Here is a 19,565-nt window from a genome sequence, read left to right as displayed (position 1 = left end):
AAACAACAAAACCGCGACCACATTAAGAAGGTGAAAAGAAAATATTGACAGAAAAGTTAGGACGTGCTAATCTAATTACAAATTACTGATAATCGAATTATCAACGGAGGTAGTATGGCGGTTACAGATAAAAGCATTGATTCGAGGCTGCTTAACAGCGCCAGGAAGGAATTTTTAAAATGTGGATTTTTAAACGCCGAACTCAAAACGATTTGTGATAACGCGGGCATTACGACCGGTGCCGTTTACAGGCGCTATAAGGGAAAGGAGAATCTGTTTTGCGCGACCGTCAGGGATGCCGTTTGTTATTTGGATGATTTTATCAAGGCACGCACCGACGTGGATTTTTCCCGAATGACCGACGAGCAGATCCATGCCTCCTGGATAATGAACGAAGCATATGTGTTGGCTATGTTTGAAAATCTCTGGAAGATCCACGATACCTTTGTGCTCTTGATTAGCAAGGCCGCGGGGACGCGCTACGAAAATTTCCAGCATGATTTTGTCCAGGCTATGAGTTATGCCTATGAACAGTTTTACAGTGAGGCGAGAAAGCGGGGGCTTGCACGCGCAAAAATCACGAGAGAGGAGCTTCACACGCTGTGCTCGGCCTTTTGGTCTTCGATTTATGAACCGTTTATTCATAATATGACATGGGACCAAATCAGAGCGCATTGTAAGGTAATGTGCCGTTTTTTTGATTGGGCCGCGGCCATTGAACTGGTGGAAAGGAAGGGGTAAATGTTTCAAAAGGTGAGGCCCTATATGGGCAAGTATGTTAAGTATACGAGGCGGGCCGCAGTCGCGGTGACACTGGCGGTGGTTCTAAGCGTGGTGCCGTACTTTCTGCTCTATCAGATTATCGCCCCGCTGGTGGGCGGAGCGCGTCCTGCCTTTAGCGATGTCATGCTAAGGGTCTTGATTGCGGCAGTCTGTCTCGGCGGCAACGCCGTTTTGTATGTGCATGGCCTGGACTTAAGCCACTTCAGCGCCTACAATACATTAAAAAATCTGCGCATTGCCTTACAGCAAAAGCTTGAAAAGCAGCCTCTGGGAATGATACGGGCGTTGGGCAACGGGCGGATCAAAAAGGTGTTTACCGACGACATAGAGACGATCGAGATCCTTTTGGCGCACGCCATTCCGGAGGGGATTGGGAATTTGATGATTCCCATTGCGGTGATTGCGGCCATGTTCTTTGTTGACTGGAAGCTGACGCTTTTAAGTATTGCGTCGCTCCCGATTGGGCTTTTGGCTATGGGGATGATGTTCAATGTGGGGATGCAGCGTATGGACGCTTATTACGCGGCAGGCGCAAAGATGAACAATACCATCATCGAATACATCAACGGCATGGAGGTTGTCAAAGTCTTTAACCGGGATGGGGAAAGCTATGCGCGCTTTGAGCACGCCATCAACGATTATCGGGATATGACGCTTGATTGGTATAAGGTCTGCTGGCCCTGGATGGCGCTTTATTCCAGCATCCTGCCCTGTGTAGCGCTTTTTACACTGCCGGTCGGCGGGTGGTTTGTCTTAAAGGGCTGGAGCAGCCTGGCCGATTATGTGCTGGTGCTGTGCATGAGCTTTGCCATCGGTGCGCCGCTTCTCAAAGCCATCGGCTTTGCCGGCAAAATTCCCCAGCTTAATTACAAGATTGATGAATTAGAACACCTACTCGATCATCCCCCGTTAAAAGAATCGAATCGGCCGTTTACAGGTCAAGATTATCATATTCGCTTTGAAGATGTGCATTTTTCCTATCAGGATGACGAGGTCATCCACGGCATTGATCTGGATATTGCGGAGGGGCAGATGGTCGCTTTGGTGGGCGAGAGCGGCAGCGGAAAATCCACGCTGGCAAAACTGCTCGTTCACTTCTACGATTTGGACAGTGGGAACATTACCCTGGGCGGGCAGCGCTTGACCGATATGTGCGTGGAGGCGCTGAACGATCAAATCGCCTTCGTCTCCCAGGAGCAGTTCTTGTTTAACATCAGTCTGTATGAAAACATTCTTATCGGAAAACCTACGGCGGCGCGTGAAGACGTTCTGCGCGCAGCGACGCTTGCGCAGTGCGATGATTTTCTCGCGCGGTTTCCCGAGGGAATCGATACTCCGGCGGGGGATAGCGGCAAGATGCTTTCCGGCGGGGAGCGGCAGCGCATCTCTCTTGCCAGGGCGCTTTTGAAGGATGCGCCCGTAATCGTTTTGGACGAGGCGACAGCTTTCATTGATCCGGAAAACGAGGAGAAGATGAACGCTGCGATTTCGGAGGTTATCCGCGGGAAGACTGTTCTGATCATCGCTCACCGGCTGCACACGGTGATCAACGCGGATAAGATCGTAGTGCTCGACGATGGAAAGATCGACGCGCAGGGAACGCATGAAGCGCTGCTGCAGGGTTCGTCGGTTTATCGCAGGCTATGGGCTGCGGCGCAGCAAAGTGTGGCATGGGAGGTGAGAGCATGATTGCCTTATTGCATCGCATTCTTCAGCTTGCGGAGGGCTACCGGACGAGGATCCGGCTGGCGGCGGTCTGCTCGTTTATTAAAGCCTTTCTCGGAAAGGCGCCGATCGTGTTGGCCTATTTCATGATCGCAGGCTTTATAAACCATCGCGTCACCGGTGCAGGCTGTGCGCGCATGGGGGTGGCTATGGTGCTTTGCCTGGCGCTTCAAGGCCTCTTTCAAAATTTTGCGGACCGCTTGCAGTCCGGCGCGGGATTCGAGATGCTTGCAGACCTGCGAAAAAAACTGGGCATTCATTTGCGGCGTATGCCGATGGGCTTTTTCACGGAGGGCAATATCGGCCGCGTCAGCTCTGTTCTTTCCACAGATATGGTTTTTATTGAAGAAAATCTGATGATGGTGCTCGCGGATCTGATGAGTTATTTATTTTCCGCGGCCATTTTTGTGATTTTTATGTTCGTCTTTGATTGGCGGATGGGCGCGGCGGCCCTGATCGTTACGATGATCTTCTATGCCATTGGCGAGGCGATGAAGAAAAACACCCTCATGCATTCCGATGAGCGGCAGGCCGCGGCACAGCAGCTCACCGATGCGGTGATCGACTTCACAGAGGGGATTGGCATTATCAAAACCTATAACCTGCTGGGGGAAAAGTCTAAAGAGTTGACGGAAAGTTTTGCCGTCAATTGTGAAAAAAATCTTTCTTTCGAAAAGGATTATGCGCCGTGGTCGCGGGCTATCAATCTGGCCTATGGTCTGGGATCGGCGGCGATGTTGGGCCTTTCCTGGCTGTTGTATCAGGATGGGACGTTAAGTCTTGCCATGTTTATCGGCATGCTGCTGTTCGTGTTCGAACTGTTTTCGCCGCTAAGGGCGTTTTATGGGCAAGTGGCCAGACTGACGGTGATGAACGCCTGTCTGGACCGCATCGAGGCGGTTTTTAACGAAACGGAGCTCGATAATAGCGGCACAAAGGCGCTTCCTGCAGACAGCGGGAATCCGGAGATCGCATTTAGGCAGGTGTCTTTCGGCTATGATGCGCGGAGCGTTTTGAGGAATGTCTCTTTTGCAGTTCCCAAAGACAGCATGACCGCGTTAGTGGGGCCTTCAGGCAGCGGCAAGAGCACCATTGCAAACCTCCTTCCCCGCTTCTGGGATGTCAAACAAGGCGTGGTATTGCTTCGCGGGCAAGATATTCGAAAAGTCCCTTTGGCCGAACTGATGGATAATATCAGCATGGTCTTTCAGCGGGTGTATCTCTTTGAAGATACCGTTTATAATAATATCGCGATCGGCCGGATGGCGGCCACCCGCGAGGAGGTCGCGGCGGCTGCGAAAAAAGCGCGCTGTTATGATTTTATCATGGCGCTGCCCGACGGCTTCGATACGGTGATCGGCGAGGGCGGCGCGAGCCTCTCCGGCGGCGAGCAGCAGCGTATCTCCATCGCGCGCTGCATCTTGAAGGATGCGCCCATCGTTATCCTGGACGAGGCCACGGCCTCCGTGGACGCCGACAACGAAAGCCATATCCAGGCCGCGATTTCCGAGCTTGTCAAGGGGAAGACTCTGCTGGTCATCGCGCATCGATTAAACACCGTTCAAAATGCCGATCAGATTTTAGTCGTTGTGGACGGGCAGGTCGCGGAGCGCGGCACGCATGCCGAGCTGATGGCGGCCGGCGGGGCCTATCACACCATGGTCACCAAGCGAAACGAGATCCGCGGCTTTGCCCATTAAGCTTTTTCGGGCGATAATAAACACGGAAAATAAACGAAACACAAAAGAATTGATGGATATCGGTGTTTTTACGGCGCTGTATTTTGTGGCAGCCTTGGGCATATTTCGCTTCCGATGCTGGCGGAGCCCGCGGCACGCGCTGTCGGCGTTCTTCATGATGGTCAGTCTGGGACGGGACGGCAGGCCGCGGCCGGTCGCGCCCTACATTCCGATGATCCCGGACGAGATCAAGCTGCACACCCTGGCGGAAAAGCGCAAGATCGCCCGGGGCCGGGTGCCTCAGCCGGAAAATCATTGAGTGGATCCAATCGATCAAACCAAAAAACCGCAGATCGCCTTTTCCCGATCTGCGGCTTTTTGGTTGACGGACAAAAAGGGTAAAATGGGATTGTTGTTTAAACGGAGAAATCATGCTGCAGCCTCAAACTGGAGCGAATTATTGTGCAGTTAACACTTCGCGGTGAGATGTTGCAGAGGTTTGTACAATTAATGGGAAGAGGGCCAACAACACCGGAAAGGCAAATAAATAATACAGTACATACCGGAATGCAAAAGCAATGAAGGCAGAAATCATTACCGTAAGCCAATTTAAAAGCATTGGTAAAACGATAAGGATATATTTAGGCAATATCAGAAGCAATAAACAAAATGATAAAAGAAGCCATATAGATGTTCCGGCACTACCGATGGAGTTACCAATATATTTATAATAATGGGTTACAAGGCGAACCAGTGGATCGGGCAATTTTGGCGAGCGATAAAAACCGAATTCAGTTGGATCGCCTTTCCCCATTTTTAGCGGATCGACAATAAAAGGAGCATATCGGCTTGCCCAGTTGAAAAGAGTAATGATCTGATACAGGAATTTCTTGTCTGTGGCAGAAACTTTGCCGTTTGATGAAAGAACCATGACTGTTTGCTGAAGCGGAATACTGACGCTCCCGGCAAAACGATGAGGCGTGTTTCGAGATATCAAAGCAGGGGGTTCCAGTGACCATAAAAAGGTGATTAAAGCGGATATGAATAAAAATTTTCGGTGATTCTTAACGATTAGCACCGTAAAAAAGATGACGAAGGGGATGATGATCGGCCCGTTGTTGCGGGAAATAAGCGTCCCGATGATTAATACGATATAGGCTGCTTTATACTTTAATGAAAGGGATGCCCTTTGGATCAGATCATAGAGTAGCGGAATCCATAAGCATAAGCATATGCTGTATCAAACATCCTTTACAATGGTGAACGAGTATAAAGAAAAGGCAGGAAAACATAAATAAAAGATCCAGGTACAAACAATCAGGTTTTTATGCATCCGCCTTCGGACCGTCCAATATAAGACGATAGCGATGGCAAAGGTCATTAAGGTCATTTGTGTGAAGGTAAATAAGGCAAAGCCAAAGTTGCGATTGCCGATCAAATTTCCTACTTTATATTTAAGAAAGAATAGACGGCATAATTTAAAAATAAGGAAGAACGGTAGGATTCGGTAACGGGTCCATAGCGCAAAATAGCCATGAGGAGTTGATTGAAACCTCTGCCTTATATAAAGTAGGATTCGGTAACGGGTCCATGGCGCAAAATAGCCCAAACGTCGTTCCACATGGTTGATCCGGGCCAAAAACTAAATAAGCAAAGAATCAAGGAACCAATAACGAGACGGTAAGAATAACGATGTGTTTCCAACTTTGCAGCAGACTCTTTTTTAGATAATGGTATTTTTTCGCAGCGTAAAATAACATGGGAACGGTGCGAATTAATGTTAAATAAACAACGAAAGTGCCCAGGAAAAAGTAAAAAATGTCTTTTCTTTCAAAGGGCGAGAGGTAATTTCGGGTTAAATTATCGCGTAGATCTCCAGTGAACACAATGTGAGATTTTAAAATCAACATGATTGAAAAGGCGATCGAAAAAAATAAAATAAATATTTTATGAGATGCCGAAAGTTTAGAATCAATCTTTTTATTTAAGAAAGCATAGGTGAAAAAGACACAAAACCCAAAATAGAGAAGAGGTGATTTATAATCGATATCCGCAAATAAAAAAAGAAGCGTAAAACTTATAAAAAACATAAAAACGTTGCCAGATGTTTTAAATTCATGCCTGACAGCATGGGGTCCTTTATAATGATGGCGATGGTTGGAGAATAAATGTAACATATGCGAGATTTCCTTCAAATAGATTTAATAATGCGTACAGCAGGAATGAAAAAACGCCGTTCGGACCTTCCCGATCAGGTAGAGGGAGCCCACAAAGGCATTGAGTATGCCGGGGGCAGCATCGAGGGTGGCCAGCGCGGCATCGACGGTCGGCAGGACGGCAGCCGGCCGGCCATACTGCGCCCTGATGCGCGCGGCCAAAGCCTCAGCGGGCAGGGCGCGGTCGCTGTCCGGCGTGAGGGCGGTGATGCGGCCGGCCAGCGGCACGAGCTCGGCCAGACAGTGGTCGACATCCTTATCGGCGAGCAGGCCGAGGTAGAGATTGACGGTATTTCCCGGAAAATAGGCGCGCACGTTCTGAACGAAGGCCATGACGCCGTCGAGGTTGTGAGCCCCGTCAATGAGCGTCAGCGGGCTTTGGGAAAGTATCTCAAAGCGCCCGGGAAACACGATCCGTGCGCAGGCTTTTAACAGGGCTTCGTCCGGAATGGCAAATCCCCGACCCCGAAGGGCTACAACGGCGGCGAGCAGCGTGGCGGCGTTTTCGAGCTGATGATCGCCCTTTAAATTCAACTTGAACGGGTCGAAGACGTCGAAGGGCGGTGCGGTGCAGCGCACGCGCTGCCCCGAGACATCGCGGTGGATGACCGTCAGCGGGAATTGAGCCGCATCGTAGAGCGGCGCGCCGGCAGCGCCGGCGCGTTCACGGATCACCGCGGCGGCTTCGGCCGGCTGGGGAGCCGTTACAACGGCGCAGCCCGGCTTGATAATGGCGGCTTTTTCGCCGGCGATGGCGGTCAGCGTGGTGCCGAGGTATTCCGTGTGGTCGAGACCGATGCGGGTGATGACGGCGAGGATCGGCGGGGGGATGATATTGGTCGCGTCGAGACGGCCGCCGAGCCCGACCTCCAGCACGGCAAAATCCACCCCAGCGGTTTTGAAATAGCAAAGAGCAATGGCCGTTTCGATTTCGAAGATTGTGGGTTCGGCTTCTCCCGCGGCGACGATGGCCTCCGCCGCATTGCGGACGCGTTCGGTGACGGCGGCCAGCGCGGGGCCGGGGATGGGCGTTCCGTCGAGACGGATGCGCTCGTTAAAATATTCCAACGCCGGCGAGGTGTAAAGGCCGGCGGCGTAGCCGGCGGCGGTGAGGGTTTCGGCGATAAGGTGGGCCGTGGAGCCCTTGCCGTTGGTGCCGGCCACATGGATTGCGCGCAGATGTTTTTCCGGGTGGCCCAGCTTGGCAAGGAGAGCGCCGATGGTGCGCAGGCCGAGCACCGAACCGAAAAGGCTGCGAGATTCGATGTAGGCGATGGCTTCGCGTTCAGTCATGGGCGGCCGCCCTTCGGCAATCGGTGAGTCCGGCCTCGGTGAGCAGCCAGCCAAAACGCTGATCGTGGGGCTCGGTGGGCAGGACGTCGGCGACCTGGGAGGTCGGCGTCAGGGCAAGGGTCGGGACGCGGGACGGCAGCGCGGTGAGGAAGCGGTCGTAATAGCCGCCGCCGTAGCCGAGGCGCACGCCCCGGCAGGTGAAGGCGATCCCCGGCACGATCACCAGATCCAGCGCCTCTGGCAAAGCGGCAGCGCATAAGGCAGGATCCGGCTCGAGAATGCCCATAATGCCCGGGGCAAGATCGTCTGGAAAGTGCGCAATCCAAAGCGGCAGCATGCGACGGGTTCGGGCGTCGCAATAGGGCACGGCCACGCGTTTGCCGTCAGACAGTGCTCGGGCGATCAAAGCGTGGGTATCGAGCTCGGAGCCGAAGCTTACCGAGATAAAAAGATTTCGGGCTTCGCGGTAAAACGGCGACGCGAGAAAGGCCCGGCCGACGGCCGCGTCGATGACCGGGTTGCGGGTCGCGTCGCGATGGGCGCGCCACCTTTGTCGAAGGCGCTTTTTTTGTGCGGCGGCGGTTTCGCCGGCGGGATTTGAAATGGTCATGAGGTCTCCTTTGGAGGTGAAATTTGTGCTTAATTATATCATGGGTGAAGGCGATGCTGAAAATAATTTGGTGCCGGCGTCAAAAGACGTGGCGCAGCCCGACCAAAAAGCGTAAAATAAAACGATAAGCATTCGAGAGAAGGAGGTGCCGCGATGACGCCGGATCAGAAAACGCTGCTCGTGGCATGCAGCATGCTCAAAGACGAAGTGATGCTGGCGCTGCGCCAAACGGGGGCGGCGCCGCTGATGCGCTGGGTGGCCGTGATGCACGACCGGCCGGCGCAGATGCGGGAGGCGCTGCAGGCGGTGATCGACGAAGCGGACGCGGCGGGGCGCGTGCGGCGCATTCTGCTGGCCTATGGCTATTGCGGCGGGGGCACGGCGGGGCTTCAAAGCCGGCGTGCCGAGCTGGTGATTCCCCGTCAGCCGGACTGCATCGGCATTTTGGCCGACGCCCGACCGGATTGTGATTCGGATTTTGATACCCGGCGCGTTCATCGTTATTTTTTCACCCGGGGCTGGCTTGACGGCGAGAACAGCATCGACAGGCAGTGGCAGCGTTTAGAGGCGCGCTTCGGCAAGGCGCGGGCGGACGTGCTGATGCGGCGGCTTTACGGTCAGTTTGAAACGCTCACGCTGATCGATACCGGGGCTTACCCGTCGGATCGCTCCTGGCGGCGGGTTCAGGCGCTGGCGAAGCGACTGGGCAATCGCCCCGAGCGGATGGCGGGCAGCGTCGCGATGCTCTCACAGCTGATTACCGGCCCCTGGGATGCGCATTACTTGGTGGTGCCGCCGGAGCAGCCGGTCGATGGTGCGGCTTTTTTGGAGCTTGGTTACGGAGAAATTTAAGCCTGGGGATGTCGTGTTGAAAAGCGAGGGGGATTATGTTACAATTTAGCTATATTTTCGGACGTTTCCGCAAAGGGAATCCAATAAAAAAGCATTGCCGCCGCATTACAGCGGCTTATAACACGCGCCCTGTCGACGGAGGCGCAGATTTTAGGGGATGAATATTTTGAAGGAAAATCAACACACCGGTCATTTCGGGGCGTATTTAAAGAGTATCTTCAGGGATACGAGCCGCAGTATTCGGCGCAACAAATTGATGAGTGTCGCTTCGGTGCTTTCCATCGGGGCAGCACTGATCATTCTGGGCATCTTTGTTATTTTTTCGTCCAATTTGAGCCATATCACCCAAAATGTGGAATCGGCGCTGGAACTGAAAGTTTATGTACGGTCGAATCTGTCTAAGGATCAAGTCAGCCAGCTGAACGAAAAACTCAGCAGTCATCAAAACGTGACCAAAGTGACGTATGTTTCGGCGGATCAGGCGCTGCAGGATTTCTCAAAAAGCCTAGGGGATTATTCCGGCTTGCTTTCAGGATACAACAGCAGCAATAACCCGATGCCGGCTTCCTTTAACCTCAAAATTTCCAGTGCGGATAAAATCAACACGGTGAAAAAGTATGCCGAATCGCTGAAGGCCGACGGCGTTACCGAGGTGAAATACGGCGAAGAATATGTGGATGCGCTGGTTTCTTTCAGCCATTTTAGCAATATTTTTTCGACGGTGCTCATCGTGGTGCTTTCCGTCGTGTCGGTCTTTATTATCTATAACACGATCAAGCTGACCTGTTTTGCCCGACGCAAAGAAATTCGGGTGATGCGCTACGTCGGCGCGACGGACTGGTTTATCCGTTCGCCCTTCGTGCTCGAGGGCACGGTGCTTGGGGCGATTGGTGCGATTGTGGCGCTGGCCATCGTCTGGGGAGGATACCGTGCGGCCATCGTCTATGTGGCGCGTTCGGTTTACCTGCCGATGCATTCCTCGCTGGTATCGCCGGGCAGCATCATGGGCCCGCTAATCATTTTTTGTTTGATTTACGGCATTGTGATCGGGGCCATCGGCTCGGTGGTGTCCATGCATAAATTCCTGGACGCCTGAAAAGCGGCAATCTCTTAATTCGGGAATTAGAAAGAGAGGAAGATTATCAATACGCATCGTTTAAGAAAATTCTGGCTGCAGGGAATTGCTGCGGGGGTGGCATTGACGATCGGCCTCGGCCTTTGGGGGTGGATGGTGCCGGTGCAGGCAGCCACCCAGGAGCAGCTGGATAACGTACAGGCGCAAATGCAGAAGACCGATGCTCAACTTGCCGAAGCTAACCGCCAGATTAAGCAGCTGGAGGCAGATCGCGTTAAGCAGATCGATTTATTGCGTTCCCGGGCTCGCGTGATGTATATGATGGGCGACGACGGCTATCTGGAAATCTTTTTTTCGAGCGACGATATCTCGGAAATGCTTTCGCGGATCGGTGAAGTGAAAAACATTATGCGGGCGGATCGAGATGCGGTGCGCCGGTTGGATGCGAATAAAAAAGCACAGGAAGCGGCCAAGGGAAAACTTGAGGCGATCAAAAAGGTGCAGGAAGCTCAGTATAAAAAGCTTGCGGGCGAATTTAAGGCGGAAAGCGCAGCAGGCAATTCGATGCACCTGAATTTTGGCAGCGGCATCTGGAAAAACGATTATATGTGGCCCGTTGCGATGAATCAAAGAAATGCCCTTTATATCAGCAGCGGTTTCGGTCATCGCAGCTCCCCCGGCGGGGTGGGCTCGACCGACCACAAAGGCGTGGATGTTTCGGTGCCCACCGGCACGCCGATGTTGGCCGCGGCGGATGGGTTGGTGGTTTTTGCCGGGGAAGCCAGCGGCTACGGCAATTATGTGGCCATCGACCACGGCACAGACGCCAAGACCAAGGATACCTACGGCACCGGCTACGGCCATTTGAGCCAGATCAAGGTGACCCGGGGCCAACATGTGAAAAAGGGCGATGTGATTGCGCTCAGCGGCTCTACTGGGCACTCCACGGGACCGCACCTTCATCTCGACTGGTTTCTCAATGGCAAACAGGTTGATGCCCGAACGTATTTTCCGTCGCTGAACTTCCAGGGGAAGGGACGGGGCAATTAAAGGCAGGAAATCCAACAGCTCTGCACAGCGCAGAGCTGTTTTTTAGTGTGCGCGGATGCAATTTGCGGCGTGATCTGTTAAAATATAAAAATACAGACGATCAAAAATAGGGAGGAAAAATCCAATGACCGCTTTTGAATCCGTGAAGAGCGCGGCGTCAGCGCTGAACGGCCGGGAATATAAACAGGAGATCACCGATGCGGAAAGGCAGGCCGCGGCCGACGCCGGTTTGGTGATTGTTTTCGGCCAGTCCGACGATACCACCGTGATTACCGGCGCTATCGAGGTTACCTGTGAGACCAAGGACGGCGGGACGCTTTATCTCGACAGGGAAGACGGCTTGTTCGAGGATTGTCCATGTGATTGCGTGCACAGCCGCCGGGCTCGGGCCCGCGCCAAGGCGGTGCAGGTCTGCTGGTGCAAAGGGCCCTACGTTTGGTCCTATCGGACCGAGATTCCCCATGCGACTTTTGAAATCCGAGACAATCAGCCGTCGTCGGACAATTTGCGCTTTTGCCAGGGACTGGTGTTCCGGGCGGAAGATCTATAATCGCATCAAAACGGCAGCGGAAAACGCGCCCACTTTTTAAAGTGGGCGCGTTTTTCGTTTATTCTTTGTGTGAGGCATCAGGTTTCGGATTTTTCAGCCAAAGATTTTTGCAGCCAAAGCCACCCGATAGGGCGCTGGCTACCAGTAAAAACAACCAGGGCGCAGCGTCGTCGGCATCCCCGGTATGGGGAGATTGAGCTCCTGAGAAGCGAAGCAAAGTTGCGGCCGGCCGCTGAAACGGTATTGATGTATGAGCCGGTGTCAGGGAGATATTAAAACCGGTGGAAATCACACCGCCTTGATAGGCATCGTCCGATTTGAATGCCAAAAACAGGGTGTGGCGGCCGGGTTTTAGGGTCTTGAGATATTTGGGATCCAACGTGAGGATGGTCGATCCGGATTTTAAGGCGTAATGTTTTGGATCTATGCGATGAGCGGCATCCGTCCCATTCAGGTAGGCCGAGGTGAAGTTGCGAAGATTGCTGTTGACCCGAAAGCGCAGTCCGACTGGGTTTTGGCCTGTCCAGGCGTTATTGGGGCTTTCAAGCAAGGTCAGCGGTTCCCTTGGATCATGGCCGGCCGGCACCAGGACGATATCACCAAAAGCGGGCAGTTCGGCGCGGATAAAGCGCGAGAGGCGATTGGCAGTCAGATTGGTGTAATGGTTGCCGTTTTTGAGATAAACGTCGTAGGCGTGCTTTTCTTGTTCGGGGGTCAATTCGATGACGGCTTTTAAGGGAGCGCCGGGCTTGTTGAGGGTCTGGCCGTTGTCTGCGGCGCTCACGCGCAAATGGAGGCTTTCGCCGGCATCCGGTTTTTTTTCTTTCACTGTGAGGACGAAATGGTGATTTTGATTGCCTGCGGTCAGCAGATTTTCCAACTGCTGAATTTCAACTTTGCGGTTATTTTGGGTGGTTTTCTGATAATCCAGGTCGACAAGCTGAACGTTGTTGTTCTTGGCGAGAGCCGTGATGCTTGTGTTGGGATGGTGGGTGAAGACGGTGATTCGGTGTCCGACATCCAGGGAAAATACATCCCGACCGAGGTTCGTACCGCCGGGGATATAAACGGAGCGAAGCTGATTTGCCGATTTAAAGGCCTCATCGCCGACGGATTGCAGCGAAACGGGCAACTCCAGATGGGTGATCTTCGACCAGGCGGCGAAGCCCTGCATGCCGACGCTTTTGAGGGTTTCGGGCAGATAAAGCTCTTCGGCGTTGGGGAAAAAGGCAGAACCACAACGGGCGACATCGGTGATGCGGCGCGAATAGATCACATGCTTGGCATGATCCAGGCCGGAAATCGCGTAGCTGTTAATTTGGGTGACGCCGTCCGGGATTTCGATAGATTCGAGGTTTTCGAGTTCATAGAAAGCCAGACTGCCGATCTTTTTGAGCCGCTTGGGGACATTGATTTCTTTGAGGGATTCGCAGCCGAGAAAAGCGGCGTCATCGATGGTTTCAATGCTGTCGGACAGGTGAATTTTTTCAACTTCAAAGCAGTTAGCAAAGGCGGCGCTGCCGATGCGTTGAACCCCTTCGCTCATGGTTACGGATTTCAGGTGGTCATGGACGCTGGCGACGCCGGGGCCGATAGCAGTGGTCCCTTTTTCGAGGCGCAGATCTTTAATGCCCGGCGCGGCATAGACAAGGGTGGTGCCTTCGTAGACGCTGCCTTCAAAGTCGTGGTATCGGGCATTGCCTTTGGCAAAGACGATCTGTTTTAAAATGGACGTGTTGTGCGCATCGTTTATATCGAAAAGCTTGGGGAAGCTGCCGTTGGCCGGCCCTTTAAAGCTTGCCGGAAAAGCGATGCGCGTCAAAGCATCGGTGCTGGTAAACGCTTGGGTGTCGACGCTTTGGAGCCCCTCGGGAAGCTCAAGGGAGTGAAGACCGGCGCTGGCAAAGGCCGATCGGCCAATGGTGGTGAGCGCGCTGCCCTTGGCAAAGGTAAATTTAGATAGAGCAGCGGTGGATGCAAAGGCGTAGTCGCCAATGGTCCGGCATTTTTTTGGCAGGATGAAGCTTTGCAGCTGGTTGCAGCCCGAGAAGGTGGCCGGTTCAATGCGGGTGACGGGGCTATCCGCGGGAATCGTTACGCGCCTGAGTGCCTTGCATCCTTTGAAAGCGCTGCCGCCAATCGCGGTGACAGAGGCCGGCACGTTCAGACTGGTTAAGGCCGTACAGTTTTCAAAGGCGCTGCGGCCGATCTGGGCGAGTCCCGCGGCATTAGAAGTATCCACCGATACGAGGGCGGCGCAGCCCTTAAAGGCGTTGTCTTCAATAGCGGTTACTTTTTTCCCCAGGGTGATCTGGGTGATAGCTTTACCCTGGAAGGCGGAGGCGGCTATTTTTTTGACGTTGTCCGGGAGGGTGATCTTTGTATCGTGGCCGTAGTAATCGAGGAGAACGCCGTTTTTATCGATTTTGAACAATTCATGCCCGGCAGCTTTGACCGTCACGTTGACCGTGGCGAGATGGCCGTCGGCTGCAGCGGCCATGATGGTGAGACTACCGGTTTTTTTGGTTTGGATGCGGCCGGTATCGTCGACGCTGGCAATGTCGGGATTGCTCGAGATGTAGTGCACTCGGGGATCCGTGGCATCAGCCGGCGCTTTTTTTAGGGTCAGGGTGTGGCTGTCGCCCGCCTGGAGCGTGAGACTGGAGGTGTCAAAGGCGAAGGTATTCAAAAATCGAAAAGCGGATTTATTTTTAAAGTTGATCTTCGTTTGGTTATTCTTGGCATAAATGGCATCGTATTTGGTTTTGAGCGTGGAGGGATCGCCGCCATAATAGGTGGTGGCCGTCCAGGTTTCGGTGGGATTGGCGGGAATCACCGTCGCGTCATTTTCAAAACGCACCCAGGTAAGAGCGGAACCCATATCGTCGGTCAGGCAATCGCCGATCGCGGTAACGCTGGCCGGCACATTTACCCCGCGCAGATTATAGCAGGAGGAAAACGGGGTCTTGCCGATGGTCTTCAGGCCATCGTTGAGGTGAATGGCATAAAGCTTACTATTGTAATAAGCGCTGTTGCCCAATGTTTGAAGACTGGCGGGCATTTTGGCAAATTCGATGCCGCTGGAATAAAAGGCTTTGTCGCCGATGCTTGTGATTCCCTCAGGCAGCGCGACATATTGAAGGGCTGAGCAGCCGTTAAAGGCACCGCTTCCGATGGTTTTTAGCCCCTTCCCCATCGTAACAGTTCTTAGCGCGGGGCAATGATAAAAGGCGCTACTGTCGATGGTTGTGACACTGTCTGGGATTTTAACCTCGGTGATGGGCTTGCCTGCAAAAGCCGAAGCGCCGATGGTTTTAACGCCATCCGGAATGACGGCGACGGTGCCCGATCCGGTGTATTGAGTGAGTGTGCCGCTACTGTCGATGGCAAAATCGCTGTCGGCCTTTGCCGCGGGCACAAAAATCTGGAGCATCGCCAGACAGAGAATCAAGGTGAAGATGCCGATTCGGCTGTATTTTAATATTTTCATCATGGACCTTTCTTTTAAAATATTTGGCAGTAAAATAAGTCATAGCTAACAAAAGCTTAAAATCATATTAACAGCATGACGGAGGGATGTCAATATTTTCAAGCTTAAAAATTTTAAAGAAAGGGCTACGAAATGCCATTAAAAAACACCTTTGCCATTATTGGCAAAGGCGTCAGATTGAAATTTGCAGTTTATCTTCACGACACGCGATTAATGGTCTCCAGCCGGATTTGTTCGTCTGCGCGGCCGGCCACGGCAGGCGAATGGGTCACAACGATCACACATTTGCCTTGCCGGGCCAGGTCCGTTAAAATGTCGATGATGGCGGCCTGGGTGTGTTCGTCCAGGTTGCCGGTGGGCTCGTCGGCCAGGATGATCTCGGGCCCATAAGAAAGGGCCCGGGCGATGGCGACGCGCTGCTGTTGTCCGCCAGAGAGTTTTAGAATGCGCCGGTCGGCCTCGTCTCGGGTGAGGCCGACCTGTTCGAGCAGGGTATAGGCCCGCTGGATCAGAGATGAGCGTTCGATGGGGGCACGGGCGTTTTGTTTGGCGATCTCCATTGATAGCTCGACGTTTTCTACGGCGGTGAGTTTGCTCAGCAAGTTATAGGATTGAAAAATCACGCCGATGCGGCCGCTTCGATAGGTGCAGGGATCCATCGTCTTCAGGTCGACGCCGCCGACGGTGATGGTGCCGTCGGTGGGTTCGGTAAGGCCGGACATCAGCGAAAGCAAGGTGGTCTTGCCGGCGCCGGAGCGGCCGATGATGACGTAGACTTTGCCGGCTTCAAATCGGCAGCTGACGTCACGGAGCACTTCCTGCGCACCGTAGGCAAAGTTGACGTGGTCCAGCTGCATAAGCGTATGGGTATTCATGGTGGCCTCCTTTTAATCGCGGTTGGCGAGAATCTGCAACGGTTTGTAGCGCATGATGGTGACGACGGAAACCGCGCCGGCCGCCGCGGCTAATGCGATCATGGCGCAGAGCAGCTCGGTGACGACAGCGGCGTTTACGCCGCTGGAAATACTGTTTAAGATACTGCTGTCACCGGCCGCTGCGTTGCTGCCCGGCCTTTGACCGGGACCGCCCTGAGGAGCGCCGCCGTTATTGCTTCGCCCAAAGTTTTGCGCCATGCCGCTGATTTGATTTTGTTGGGTGCTCACCGAGACAGAAAGCAATTTTTTCGTTACCGGCACGGAGGTGGCCGCGCCGAGACCGCCGCCGATTGCCACGCCGAAAAGTGCCAGGATTAATATTTCCGCCATAAAAAGCTGGGCGATTTTGCCTTTCTTCATGCCGACGGCGCTGAGCACGCCGATTTCGTATTTCCGTTCCCGGGTGCTGAAAATATTCATCACCACGAGGATGACCGCGCCGATCACCAAAATCACCACGAGGAAATATCCGGCAAAAGTCGAGAGATTTTCCAACGGCTTTGCGCTCTGTTCGTAGCTTTCGATATCACTGGAGGATACCGCGTATTTGCTCGAAAGGCCGAGCGCCTTCACCTGGGATTTAAACGCCTTGTAGCCGGCCGTGCTGCCCACCACGTAGGTGCCGCTCAAATTGCCGGTGACGGCGTTATCGCTGTTTTTGGCCTTTGACGTTGCCGTGATCTGCTTGAGGGTGTTATAGCTGGTCAGGATTTGGTTGGCGGGGTCGCTTTGCATCATACCGCCGGCCGCCTGGGCCGAGCTTTGACTGTTTTTGTAGATCCCGACGATTTTCAAGGTATAGGTTTCGCTGCTGGCGTTCGGGTTGGCGAGGGTGATGCTGTCGCCGACAGATAAATTGTTGTAGTTGGCCAGTTCCTTGGAGATCGCGCAGACCATCTCCGAGGTGCCTTCCGTGAACATTTTGCCTTTGGTGATTTTGCTGGTGCCCTGGGTAAAGGCGGTCATCGCCTCGTCAGACGAATAGCCGACGACGGAAAAATCTCCGGTGGTCATGCCCTTGGGCGCATTGCTATCTGCCTTTGATGAGTTGCCTGAACGGTCCGACGTGCTGTAGGCCTTGGCGCTGCCCGACGCGTCAAAGGAGGCGGCCAGCGTGTAATAAAAGGATTTAACAGCCTTGGCCTTGGCGTATTTCTTTAGCCGGCTGAGGCTTAGGCTCGTGCCGAGATTTTTCTTCAGACCTGAGAAGTTCAAGGACCCTGAGGCCCTGGCTTTTTTTATGGCGCGGTCCCGGTTGGGCGAAATCTGCGCCGTGATATTCAGCTTAGACAAAGCCGCGGTTTTGGCGTCCGCCGCTGATTGACGGATGCTCAGCCCGATGCAGACTGAAAATGCAATAATGGCAATAATCGCGCCGATCAGAATGCTTCGCCCTCTGGCTCGGGTGATATTGCGCCACGCATTTTTAAAAATAAACATGATATCCTCCTGTGTTTTGACTCCTTTCGAAAAGCGCTTTTCAAATCCGAATCGTCCCGGTTATTCGTTCATCGCATAAAAATGAGCCGGTGCGCAGCCGACCGGGACGTTTTAAATTGAGGTGATCACAGATTGATTATAAGATCGGCAGCCATTCAAAAAACTTAAAAAGGCCGCCACAGAAAATCTGTGACAGCCTTCGTTAAGGTTGATTGTTTTTGGCTTAAACCGCGGGCATGGTTTTGGTGGCCACGACGTCGATGCCGGTGCCGCACACGTCCTTGAGCACCACATCGCCCATTTTCACCGGCGCCTTCACGACGACCTTGGCGAGTTCCGTCATGCAGTCGAAGATCTTGCCCTTCGGAATTTCCTGGGCGGTTTTTACCGGCAGGCGGTGGAGCATGGCCCCTTTGATGACCACCGTCGACGGAACAATGCGCCTCGGGTCGGTCATTTCCTGAATGCCGTAGCGTTCGCCGTTCTTGCAGGAGTTGCCCGTGACCGTCCAGTTGTCCCCTTCACCCTCAACGGTTAGGTGGCAGCCCATCGGGCAGGCAATGCAAGTCATTTCCTTCTTCATTTATTTAGCCTCCTTCGGTTCCACGACGAATTTGAGTTCGCCGTCGGGATATTTTTCCAAAACGCTCTTTCTGATTTTGAAGTTGACCATTTCTGCCGGGACGAACTTCTGGGCGCGCTTGGTGGCGATCTTCTCGTCGCCGATATAGGCGTTGATCACCGAGTCGGTGCAGACGTTCCGCACGCGCATGTAGCAGTTGACGGCGTCATCGAGGTTGGCCACGGTGATTTTTTCCGGCACCACGTTGCCGATGCCGTCGCCGTTGACCGTTTCGAAATTGATGTCTTCTTCCAGATGTCCCTTCACGTAGCGGGCGGCCCCCTTGCCGGCGAGCGCCGCCTCCTGGGATACGAAGTCGACCAGGTCGTGCACATGGACGACGTTGCCCGCGGCGAAGACGCCGGGCAGATTGGTTTCACACAGCTCGGTGATGGACGGCCCGCTGGTGCGGCGGTCGATCTCGACGCCGGCGCCCCGGGAGATTTCGTTTTCCGGGATCAGCCCCACCGAAAGCAGGAGCGTATCGCAGGGGACGGTTTCCGTCGTGCCCGGGATGGGTTTCAAATGTTCGTCCACCCGGGTGACGTCCACCGCTTCCACCCGGTCTTTGCCGTGGATGAAGGTGATGGTGTGGGAGAGTTTGAGCGGAATGTCGTAGTCGTCCAGGCACTGAACGATGTTGCGGGTCAGCCCGTTGGAATAGGGCATGATTTCGCAGACCGCCTTGACGTGGGCGCCTTCTAAGGTCATGCGGCGGGCCATGATCAGGCCGATGTCTCCGGAGCCGAGAATCACGACTTCCCTGCCTGTCATATAGCCTTCCATGTTGATGAAGCGCTGGGCGGTGCCGGCGGTGAAGACGCCGGAAGGTCTGAAGCCCGGGATGCCGATGGCGCCGGCGGTTCTTTCCCGGCAGCCCATGGTGAGGATCACGGACTTGGCCTGAAGCGCCATATAACCGTCTTCCTCGTTGATGGCGTGCACGGTTTTCGCGTCGCCGTCCACCGTCAGGTCGAGCACCATGGTGTTGAGCTTGTAGGGAATGCCGGCTTCCGCGGCCATGTCGATGTAGCGTTCGGCATATTCCGGGCCGGTGAGCTGTTCTTTAAAGGTGTGCAGGCCGAAGCCGTTGTGAATGCACTGGTTTAAAATGCCGCCGAGTTCGCGGTCGCGTTCGAGAATCAGAATATTGTCGACGCCTTCCTTTTGGGCTTCCACAGCAGCAGCAAGACCGGCGGGGCCTCCGCCGATGACTATAATATCGTACATAGTAAGACTTCCTCC

The 19,565-nt window shown here is 53.8% G+C and carries 16 protein-coding genes; 8 read left to right on the top strand and 8 right to left on the bottom strand.

Annotated features, from left to right (window positions below; translation table 11 throughout):
* Window positions 1-114: 114 nt before the first annotated feature.
* Genes V3C63_RS02570 through V3C63_RS02555 form a run of 4 tightly spaced genes read left to right on the top strand, consistent with a single transcriptional unit; the run spans window position 115 to window position 4,506 of the window.
* The gene (locus tag V3C63_RS02570; protein ID WP_329886243.1) at window positions 115-741 is read left to right on the top strand and encodes a TetR/AcrR family transcriptional regulator; all 627 of its coding nucleotides are present in this window, start codon (window positions 115-117) and stop codon (window positions 739-741) included.
* Window positions 742-2,472, top strand: a complete 1,731-nt coding sequence (locus V3C63_RS02565) for an ABC transporter ATP-binding protein (RefSeq protein WP_329886242.1) — start codon at window positions 742-744, stop codon at window positions 2,470-2,472.
* A complete protein-coding gene (locus tag V3C63_RS02560; protein WP_329886241.1) occupies window positions 2,469-4,208 on the top strand; it encodes an ABC transporter ATP-binding protein in 1,740 nt (579 codons plus the stop codon). Before V3C63_RS02565 ends, V3C63_RS02560 begins: the two co-directional genes overlap by 4 nt.
* Before the next feature lie 52 nt (window positions 4,209-4,260).
* Window positions 4,261-4,506 (top strand): hypothetical protein, encoded by a 246-nt coding sequence (locus tag V3C63_RS02555; protein WP_329886240.1) that lies wholly within the window; start codon window positions 4,261-4,263, stop codon window positions 4,504-4,506.
* A 138-nt stretch (window positions 4,507-4,644) separates the two neighbouring features.
* Here V3C63_RS02555 and V3C63_RS02550 read toward each other — a convergent pair whose 3' ends face one another.
* From V3C63_RS02550 to V3C63_RS02540, 3 genes are all read right to left on the bottom strand, one after another.
* On the bottom strand, window positions 4,645-5,184 hold the full coding sequence (locus V3C63_RS02550; RefSeq protein WP_329886239.1) for a hypothetical protein: 540 nt from the start codon (window positions 5,182-5,184) through the stop codon (window positions 4,645-4,647).
* A 1,204-nt stretch (window positions 5,185-6,388) separates the two neighbouring features.
* Window positions 6,389-7,696 carry a bifunctional folylpolyglutamate synthase/dihydrofolate synthase gene (locus V3C63_RS02545; protein ID WP_329886238.1) on the bottom strand — a complete coding sequence of 436 codons (1,308 nt, stop codon included), beginning with the start codon at window positions 7,694-7,696 and terminating at the stop codon, window positions 6,389-6,391.
* Window positions 7,689-8,306, bottom strand: a complete 618-nt coding sequence (locus V3C63_RS02540) for a 5-formyltetrahydrofolate cyclo-ligase (protein ID WP_329886237.1) — start codon at window positions 8,304-8,306, stop codon at window positions 7,689-7,691. The genes V3C63_RS02545 and V3C63_RS02540 overlap by 8 nt, the downstream gene beginning before the upstream one ends.
* A gap of 153 nt (window positions 8,307-8,459) precedes the next feature.
* Between V3C63_RS02540 and V3C63_RS02535 the strand changes: the two genes are divergently transcribed.
* From V3C63_RS02535 to V3C63_RS02520, 4 genes are all read left to right on the top strand, one after another.
* Complete coding sequence (locus tag V3C63_RS02535) at window positions 8,460-9,158, top strand: DUF1638 domain-containing protein (RefSeq protein WP_329886236.1); 699 nt, start codon at window positions 8,460-8,462, stop codon at window positions 9,156-9,158.
* A 157-nt stretch (window positions 9,159-9,315) separates the two neighbouring features.
* Entirely contained in the window at window positions 9,316-10,254 is a 939-nt protein-coding gene (gene ftsX, locus V3C63_RS02530; protein WP_425355322.1) for a permease-like cell division protein FtsX, read from the top strand.
* A gap of 96 nt (window positions 10,255-10,350) precedes the next feature.
* Window positions 10,351-11,283 (top strand): M23 family metallopeptidase, encoded by a 933-nt coding sequence (locus tag V3C63_RS02525; RefSeq protein ID WP_329886234.1) that lies wholly within the window; start codon window positions 10,351-10,353, stop codon window positions 11,281-11,283.
* 124 nt (window positions 11,284-11,407) lie between these two features.
* Entirely contained in the window at window positions 11,408-11,833 is a 426-nt protein-coding gene (locus V3C63_RS02520; protein ID WP_329886233.1) for a hypothetical protein, read from the top strand.
* A 58-nt stretch (window positions 11,834-11,891) separates the two neighbouring features.
* Here V3C63_RS02520 and V3C63_RS02515 read toward each other — a convergent pair whose 3' ends face one another.
* The 5 genes from V3C63_RS02515 to V3C63_RS02495 form a co-directional block, all read right to left on the bottom strand.
* Complete coding sequence (locus V3C63_RS02515; protein ID WP_329886232.1) at window positions 11,892-15,326, bottom strand: leucine-rich repeat protein; 3,435 nt, start codon at window positions 15,324-15,326, stop codon at window positions 11,892-11,894.
* A gap of 194 nt (window positions 15,327-15,520) precedes the next feature.
* Window positions 15,521-16,198 (bottom strand): ABC transporter ATP-binding protein, encoded by a 678-nt coding sequence (locus tag V3C63_RS02510; protein WP_329886231.1) that lies wholly within the window; start codon window positions 16,196-16,198, stop codon window positions 15,521-15,523.
* A gap of 12 nt (window positions 16,199-16,210) precedes the next feature.
* Window positions 16,211-17,698 (bottom strand): ABC transporter permease, encoded by a 1,488-nt coding sequence (locus tag V3C63_RS02505; protein ID WP_329886230.1) that lies wholly within the window; start codon window positions 17,696-17,698, stop codon window positions 16,211-16,213.
* Between the two features lie 223 nt (window positions 17,699-17,921).
* Entirely contained in the window at window positions 17,922-18,281 is a 360-nt protein-coding gene (locus tag V3C63_RS02500; RefSeq protein ID WP_329886229.1) for a DUF1667 domain-containing protein, read from the bottom strand.
* Entirely contained in the window at window positions 18,282-19,550 is a 1,269-nt protein-coding gene (locus V3C63_RS02495) for an NAD(P)/FAD-dependent oxidoreductase (RefSeq protein WP_329886228.1), read from the bottom strand.
* Between the last annotated feature and the right edge of the window lie 15 nt (window positions 19,551-19,565).

This window comes from Pseudoramibacter faecis (genome assembly GCF_036289405.1).
Classification (GTDB): domain Bacteria; phylum Bacillota; class Clostridia; order Eubacteriales; family Eubacteriaceae; genus Pseudoramibacter; species Pseudoramibacter faecis.
Note: the sequence above shows the minus strand (reverse complement) of the source record. Positions and strands in the feature narration are given on the sequence as shown.

Bases quoted from the DNA above. Each gene is read 5' to 3' on its own strand.
- V3C63_RS02570 (WP_329886243.1), top strand. From the start codon at position 115: ATGGCGGTTACAGATAAAAGCATTGATTCGAGGCTGCTTAACAGCGCC.
- V3C63_RS02565 (WP_329886242.1), top strand. From the start codon at position 742: ATGTTTCAAAAGGTGAGGCCCTATATGGGCAAGTATGTTAAGTATACG.
- V3C63_RS02560 (WP_329886241.1), top strand. From the start codon at position 2,469: ATGATTGCCTTATTGCATCGCATTCTTCAGCTTGCGGAGGGCTACCGG.
- V3C63_RS02555 (WP_329886240.1), top strand. From the start codon at position 4,261: ATGGATATCGGTGTTTTTACGGCGCTGTATTTTGTGGCAGCCTTGGGC.
- V3C63_RS02545 (WP_329886238.1), bottom strand. From the start codon at position 7,696: ATGACTGAACGCGAAGCCATCGCCTACATCGAATCTCGCAGCCTTTTC.
- V3C63_RS02540 (WP_329886237.1), bottom strand. From the start codon at position 8,306: ATGACCATTTCAAATCCCGCCGGCGAAACCGCCGCCGCACAAAAAAAG.
- V3C63_RS02535 (WP_329886236.1), top strand. From the start codon at position 8,460: ATGACGCCGGATCAGAAAACGCTGCTCGTGGCATGCAGCATGCTCAAA.
- ftsX (WP_425355322.1), top strand. From the start codon at position 9,316: ATGAATATTTTGAAGGAAAATCAACACACCGGTCATTTCGGGGCGTAT.
- V3C63_RS02520 (WP_329886233.1), top strand. From the start codon at position 11,408: ATGACCGCTTTTGAATCCGTGAAGAGCGCGGCGTCAGCGCTGAACGGC.
- V3C63_RS02515 (WP_329886232.1), bottom strand. From the start codon at position 15,326: ATGATGAAAATATTAAAATACAGCCGAATCGGCATCTTCACCTTGATT.
- V3C63_RS02510 (WP_329886231.1), bottom strand. From the start codon at position 16,198: ATGAATACCCATACGCTTATGCAGCTGGACCACGTCAACTTTGCCTAC.
- V3C63_RS02505 (WP_329886230.1), bottom strand. From the start codon at position 17,698: ATGTTTATTTTTAAAAATGCGTGGCGCAATATCACCCGAGCCAGAGGG.
- V3C63_RS02500 (WP_329886229.1), bottom strand. From the start codon at position 18,281: ATGAAGAAGGAAATGACTTGCATTGCCTGCCCGATGGGCTGCCACCTA.
- V3C63_RS02495 (WP_329886228.1), bottom strand. From the start codon at position 19,550: ATGTACGATATTATAGTCATCGGCGGAGGCCCCGCCGGTCTTGCTGCT.